2 protein-coding genes and 5 pseudogenes are annotated in these 6,658 nt (G+C 62.8%); 3 read left to right on the top strand and 4 right to left on the bottom strand.

Annotated features, from left to right (window positions below; all coding sequences use genetic code 11):
- Nucleotides 1–742: pseudogene (locus tag D3870_RS21850) on the bottom strand (cation:proton antiporter domain-containing protein); the annotation flags it as partial.
- 124 nt (nucleotides 743–866) lie between these two features.
- On the opposite strand from D3870_RS21850, the pseudogene D3870_RS21855 reads away from it, so the two are divergent.
- Nucleotides 867–1,670: pseudogene (locus D3870_RS21855) on the top strand (KpsF/GutQ family sugar-phosphate isomerase); the annotation flags it as partial.
- A gap of 33 nt (nucleotides 1,671–1,703) precedes the next feature.
- Here the strand turns inward: D3870_RS21855 and D3870_RS21860 are convergent.
- Nucleotides 1,704–2,525, bottom strand: a pseudogene (locus D3870_RS21860) (KpsF/GutQ family sugar-phosphate isomerase); the annotation flags it as partial.
- Nucleotides 2,526–2,649: 124 nt separating this feature from the next.
- Between D3870_RS21860 and D3870_RS21865 the strand changes: the two are divergent.
- Nucleotides 2,650–4,635 carry a monovalent cation:proton antiporter family protein gene (locus D3870_RS21865; protein ID WP_119740590.1) on the top strand — a complete coding sequence of 662 codons (1,986 nt, stop codon included), beginning with the start codon at nucleotides 2,650–2,652 and terminating at the stop codon, nucleotides 4,633–4,635.
- A 107-nt stretch (nucleotides 4,636–4,742) separates the two neighbouring features.
- A pseudogene (locus D3870_RS21870) lies at nucleotides 4,743–5,642 on the top strand (AEC family transporter).
- 12 nt (nucleotides 5,643–5,654) lie between these two features.
- On the opposite strand, the gene D3870_RS21875 reads toward D3870_RS21870, so the two are convergent.
- Nucleotides 5,655–5,930, bottom strand: coding sequence for an acylphosphatase (locus D3870_RS21875; protein WP_340638459.1), 276 nt, complete (start codon nucleotides 5,928–5,930; stop codon nucleotides 5,655–5,657).
- 48 nt (nucleotides 5,931–5,978) lie between these two features.
- A pseudogene (locus tag D3870_RS21880) lies at nucleotides 5,979–6,658 on the bottom strand (excinuclease ABC subunit UvrA); the annotation flags it as partial.

Raw genomic sequence — 6,658 nt, forward strand, 5'->3', positions numbered from 1 at the left:
GCGAGCGACAGGCCGGCGCGCTCGTGATCCATGCCGCGCCCAGCGTGATCAGCAGCAGATTGAGCATGAACAGCTCCTGCGAACGCCGCTTGACCACGATGTGGAACCAGTTGCGCATCAGTTTCTGGCCGATGACCAGCAGCAGAAGCAGCACGATGGCCGCCTTGAATCCCGCCCATGCGAGGGTGGCAGGCAGGTTGCTGGAATCCTTCGCCAATGCAGGCACGAGAATCAGCAGCGGCACCACCGCGAGGTCCTGGAACAGCAGGATGCCGATGATCTGCCGGCCGTGCGGCGTTTCGAGCTCCAGTCTTTCAGTCAGCATCTTCGACACGATCGCGGTGGACGACATCGCGAGCGCACCGCCGAGCGCGAACGCGGCGCGCCAGCTGATGTCAACCATCTGCGGCAGCAAGGCGGCGGTCAGCCAGCCGAACACCATGGCCGCACCAATCGTGCACAGCACCTGCGCCATGCCGAGCCCGAACACGGTGCGCCGCATCGCCACCAGCTTCGGCAGCGAAAACTCCAGCCCGATCGAGAACATCAGGAACACCACGCCGAATTCGGCCAGCGCATGCGTGGTCTGGTTGTCGCTGGCCATGCCGAAACCATGCGGTCCGATCAGGATGCCGACCGCCAGATAGCCGAGCATCGGCGGCAGATGCAGCATGCGGAAGATGACCACGCCGAGCACCGCGGCGCCGAGCAAAAGCAGGGTAAGTTCGAGGGCGGAATGCATTCGTTATTAAAATTTCAAGATCGGCGTATTCGGCATATTGATTGCGGTTTGAGCCACATCAAGGCGCAATTTTTTGTTCTGACTGGCAGATTTTTTGCTTGGCCAATTCGTTTATACTTCGGGCATGAGTGTACCCCATGCAAAAATCTTGCCGAAGGCATATGACGCACATGGTGCGAAGCGCGCACTTGAGCTTGCGCGCGAGACGCTGCAAATCGAAACCGACGCGCTGACCGCGCTGAAGAACCGCATCTCCGACGATCCCGACGACGCTTTCGCGCAGGCAGTCGGCCTGCTGCTCAACTGCGGCGGCCGCGTGGTCGTTTCCGGCATCGGCAAATCCGGACACATCGCGCGCAAGATCGCCGCGACGCTGGCCTCCACCGGCACGCCGGCGCTGTTCGTGCATCCGGCGGAAGCCGCGCACGGCGACCTCGGCATGGTGACCGAGGACGATGCATTTGTCGCAATCTCCTATTCCGGCGAATCGACCGAACTGCTGGCCATCGTGCCCATCATCAAGCGCATGGGCGCAAAGCTGATCGCGATGACCGGCAATGATGAATCCAGCCTCGCCAAGCTTGCCAACGTGCATCTGAGCATCCATGTGGACAAGGAAGCATGCCCGCTGAATCTTGCGCCGACCGCCAGCACCACCGCGACGCTGGCGCTGGGCGATGCGCTGGCCGTGGCGCTGCTTGATGCGCGCGGCTTCCAGGAAGAGGACTTTGCCCGTTCGCACCCGGGCGGCGCGCTCGGCCGCCGTCTGCTGACGCATGTGCGTGATGTGATGCGCAGCGGCGACGCGATACCTGCAGTGACGGCCGACGTGCCGCTGTCGGAGGCGCTGTTCGAGATCACCCGCAAGGGCATGGCGATGACCGCCGTCGTCGACGACGCATATCGCGCGATCGGCATTTTCACCGAGGCGATTTTCATTTGGTCGAGACCTGCTTCTCGATAACCGGCGCAAATCGCCGTCGGTGAAAATGCCGATCGCGCGATATGCGTCGTCGACGACGGCGGTCATCGCCATGCCCTTGCGGGTGATCTCGAACAGCGCCTCCGACAGCGGCACGTCGGCCGTCACTGCAGGTATCGCGTCGCCGCTGCGCATCACATCACGCACATGCGTCAGCAGACGGCGGCCGAGCGCGCCGCCCGGGTGCGAACGGGCAAAGTCCTCTTCCTGGAAGCCGCGCGCATCAAGCAGCGCCACGGCCAGCGCATCGCCCAGCGCCAGCGTCGCGGTGGTGCTGGCGGTCGGCGCAAGATTCAGCGGGCATGCTTCCTTGTCCACATGGATGCTCAGATGCACGTTGGCAAGCTTGGCGAGGCTGGATTCATCATTGCCGGTCATCGCGATCAGCTTTGCGCCCATGCGCTTGATGATGGGCACGATGGCCAGCAGTTCGGTCGATTCGCCGGAATAGGAGATTGCGACAAATGCATCGTCCTCGGTCACCATGCCGAGGTCGCCGTGCGCGGCTTCCGCCGGATGCACGAACAGCGCCGGCGTGCCGGTGGAGGCCAGCGTCGCGGCGATCTTGCGCGCGATGTGTCCGGATTTGCCGATGCCGGAAACGACCACGCGGCCGCCGCAGTTGAGCAGCAGGCCGACTGCCTGCGCGAAAGCGTCGTCGGGATCGTCGGAGATGCGGTTCTTCAGCGCGGTCAGCGCGTCGGTTTCGATTTGCAGCGTCTCGCGCGCAAGCTCAAGTGCGCGCTTCGCACCATGTGCGTCATATGCCTTCGGCAAGATTTTTGCATGGGGTACACTCATGCCCGAAGTATAAACGAATTGGCCAAGCAAAAAATCTGCCAGTCAGAACAAAAAATTGCGCCTTGATGTGGCTCAAACCGCAATCAATATGCCGAATACGCCGATCTTGAAATTTTAATAACGAATGCATTCCGCCCTCGAACTTACCCTGCTTTTGCTCGGCGCCGCGGTGCTCGGCGTGGTCATCTTCCGCATGCTGCATCTGCCGCCGATGCTCGGCTATCTGGCGGTCGGCATCCTGATCGGACCGCATGGTTTCGGCATGGCCAGCGACAACCAGACCACGCATGCGCTGGCCGAATTCGGCGTGGTGTTCCTGATGTTCTCGATCGGGCTGGAGTTTTCGCTGCCGAAGCTGGTGGCGATGCGGCGCACCGTGTTCGGGCTCGGCATGGCGCAGGTGCTGTGCACGATTGGTGCGGCCATGGTGTTCGGCTGGCTGACCGCCGCCTTGCTGCCGCAGATGGTTGACATCAGCTGGCGCGCCGCGTTCGCGCTCGGCGGTGCGCTCGCGATGTCGTCCACCGCGATCGTGTCGAAGATGCTGACTGAAAGACTGGAGCTCGAAACGCCGCACGGCCGGCAGATCATCGGCATCCTGCTGTTCCAGGACCTCGCGGTGGTGCCGCTGCTGATTCTCGTGCCTGCATTGGCGAAGGATTCCAGCAACCTGCCTGCCACCCTCGCATGGGCGGGATTCAAGGCGGCCATCGTGCTGCTTCTGCTGCTGGTCATCGGCCAGAAACTGATGCGCAACTGGTTCCACATCGTGGTCAAGCGGCGTTCGCAGGAGCTGTTCATGCTCAATCTGCTGCTGATCACGCTGGGCGCGGCATGGATCACCGAGCGCGCCGGCCTGTCGCTCGCGCTCGGCGCATTCGTGGCCGGCATGCTGATTTCGGAAACCGAGTACAAGCACCAGGTGGAAGAGGACATCAAGCCCTTCCGCGACGTGCTGCTGGGCCTGTTCTTCGTCACGGTCGGCATGCTGCTCAATGTGCGGCTGGTGCTGGAGAACTGGTGGCTGGTGCTGCTGTTGCTGACCGTGCCCGTGCTGCTGAAGTTCGGCCTGATCGCGCTGCTGGCGCGGCTGTTCGGCGCAACGCCCGGCGTCGCGCTGCGCACCGGGCTGGGGCTGGCGCAGGCCGGCGAGTTCGGTTTCGTGCTGCTGAACCAGGCGGGCGGTCTGCAGTTGATGGACCCGCTCGTCATTCAACTGATCCTCGCATCGATGGTGCTGTCGATGCTGGCCGCGCCTTTCATCATTGCCAAGTCCGACGCGATCGTGATGAAGCTGTCGGCCAATGAGTGGATGCTGCAGTCGCTGCAGCTGACGCAGATCGCCACGCGCACCATGACCACGCAGAAGCATGTGCTGATCGCCGGCTTCGGCCGCACCGGGCAGAGTTTGGCGAAATTGCTGGAGGAAGAAAACATTCCCTATCACGCGCTCGATCTCGACCCCGATCGCGTGCGGGAAGCGCAAGGAGCGGGCGCACACGTGTCGTACGGCGATGCGACCCGGCGCGAAAGCCTGGTGGCCGCCGGCATTCACCGCGCTGCGGCATTGGTCGTGACCTATGCCAGCACGCCGTCGGCGCTCAAGGTGCTGCATTTCGCGCATGAGCTTGCGCCCGCATTGCCGGTCATCGTGCGCAGCCATGACGACACCGATCTCGACAAGCTGCGCGCGGCGGGCGCGACCGAAGTGGTGCCCGAGGCGATCGAGGGCAGCATGATGCTGGCGTCGCATGCCCTCGTGATGCTCGGGGTCCCGCTGCGTCGCGTGGTGCATCGCGTGCAGGCGGCGCGCGATGAACGCTACGCTTCCTTGCGCGGATACTTCCACGGCGCCAGCGATGCACCCGATGATGCCGAGCACTTGAATGTGCGGCTGCATTCCGTCACCCTGCCCGAAGGTGCGAAGGCCATCGGCAAGGTACTGGCCGCACTCAAGCTGCCGGAAGCCGGGGCAGAGGTGACCATCATCCGGCGCGGCAAGGTCCGCATCGAAGTCACACCGGCAACCGTACTGCAAGCCGGCGACATCGTCGTGCTGCGCGGCACGACCGAAGGCGTGGCGCGCGCCGAGGAGCGGCTGCTCAAATAGCCGGCGAAACAGGCGCCGGAACCTGCGATTCCGCACGGCAAACACGATCGGGAATTACTGGCTAGAATTGCCGGCTGGTCCCACGTCTTTCGTCGAAAGAGTTTCCCGTGTTTGAACGCATCCTCGGCATCATCCTGCCTGTCTTCATCATCATCGGCATCGGCTATGCCTACGCGCGTGCGCGCGGCGATGCCGTCAGAACCGACATGATCTCGGTCAATCGCGTCAGCATGGATGTGCTGTGCCCATTGCTGGTCTTCACCGCATTGGCGGCGAAGGACTTCGACATCGCGCATAACGGCACGCTGATCCTGGCGGGCGTGCTGATCTCTCTCGGTTCCGGACTGATCGCGTGGCCGGTCGCACGCGTGCTGGGCTACGACGTGCGCAGCTTCGTGCCGCCGATGATGTACAACAACTGCGGCAACATGGGTTTGCCGCTCGCGGCGCTCGCATTCGGCACGGCTGGTCTGTCGGCTGCAGTCGCGCTGTTCATGGCATGCAATCTGATTTATTTTTCGGTCGGCATCAAGATCATCGAAAGCGGCCGCAGCCAGCGCACCTCTTTGCTCAAGCTGTTTACCAGCCCGATGATGGTGTCGATGATGCTCGGCATGGTATTTGCCATCTTGCACATCGCTGCCGGGGCCGTTGATGCAGGCGATGAAACTGCTGGGCGAGGCATGCATTCCCGTCATGCTGTTCTCGCTGGGCGTGCGCATGCTCGATGTCAGTTTCAAAAGCTGGCACATCGGCCTGATCGGCGCCATCGTCTGTCCGCTGGGCGGGCTGGCCGTGGCCTGGCTGCTGGACGGCGTGCTGACAATGACGCCATGCAGCGCGGTCAGATGTATCTGTTCGCCGCGCTGCCGCCGGCGGTGTTCTGCTTCATGATTGCGGAACAGTACAAGCAGGAGCCGGACAAGGTGGCGTCCATCGTGTTGCTGGGGAATCTGGCGGCACTGGCATTCGTGCCGGCCGGTTTGTGGATGGGATTGCGCGCGTAGGGACCGTTGAAGCTATTTTGTGGGCAACACTTCGAACTGCCCGTCCGCGACGAGCGCATCCTCAACCTCGTGGACAGTCACGCCGCTGACCCGCGCTGCAGGCGGGCCGCGCCGTGCCCATTCGATAAACTTCTGCACTGCGTCGACCTCGCCCGAATCATGGCTTCGACCGAGCCGTCGCGCCGGTTGCGGACCCAGCCATACAGGCCGCGTGCGTGCCTGCAGGTCGAGCGAGGCACGATAGCCGACGCCTTGCACGATGCCGGTGATATGCAGATGCTTTGCCATGTCGCCTCGCTCAAATACGCGCCGTCACTCGTCAAATGACAGAAACCGTCACTTCTTCTTCAACATCGGTGCCAGATATTTTCCGGTGAAGCTGGCCGGATTCTTCGCCACCGTTTCCGGTGTCCCGGCTGCAATGATCTGGCCACCGCCCGCACCGCCTTCCGGCCCGAGATCGACGATCCAGTCGGCGGTCTTGATGACGTCGAGATTGTGCTCGATGATGACCACCGTGTTGCCCTGGTCGCGCAGGCGATGGATCACCTTCAGCAGCAGGTCGATATCGTGGAAGTGCAGGCCGGTGGTCGGCTCGTCCAGAATGTACAGCGTACGACCGGTGTCGCGCTTGGACAGTTCCAGCGACAGCTTGACGCGTTGCGCCTCGCCACCCGACAGCGTGGTCGCGCTCTGGCCGAGGCGGATGTAGCCGAGGCCGACGTCGAGCAGCGTCTGCAGCTTGCGCGCGATGACCGGCACCGGCTTGAAGAATTCATGTGCTTCCTCGACCGTCATGCCGAGCACTTCGTTGATGTCCTTGCCCTTGTATTGAATCTCCAGCGTTTCGCGGTTGTAACGCTTGCCGTGGCATACGTCGCACGGCACGTACACGTCCGGCAGGAAATGCATCTCGACCTTGATCACGCCGTCGCCCTGACAGGCTTCGCAGCGGCCGCCCTTGACGTTGAACGAGAAGCGGCCCGCGGAGTAGCCGCGTTCCTTGGATGTCGGCA

The sequence above is a fragment of the Noviherbaspirillum cavernae genome, assembly GCF_003590875.1.
GTDB classification, from domain to species: domain Bacteria; phylum Pseudomonadota; class Gammaproteobacteria; order Burkholderiales; family Burkholderiaceae_D; genus Noviherbaspirillum; species Noviherbaspirillum cavernae.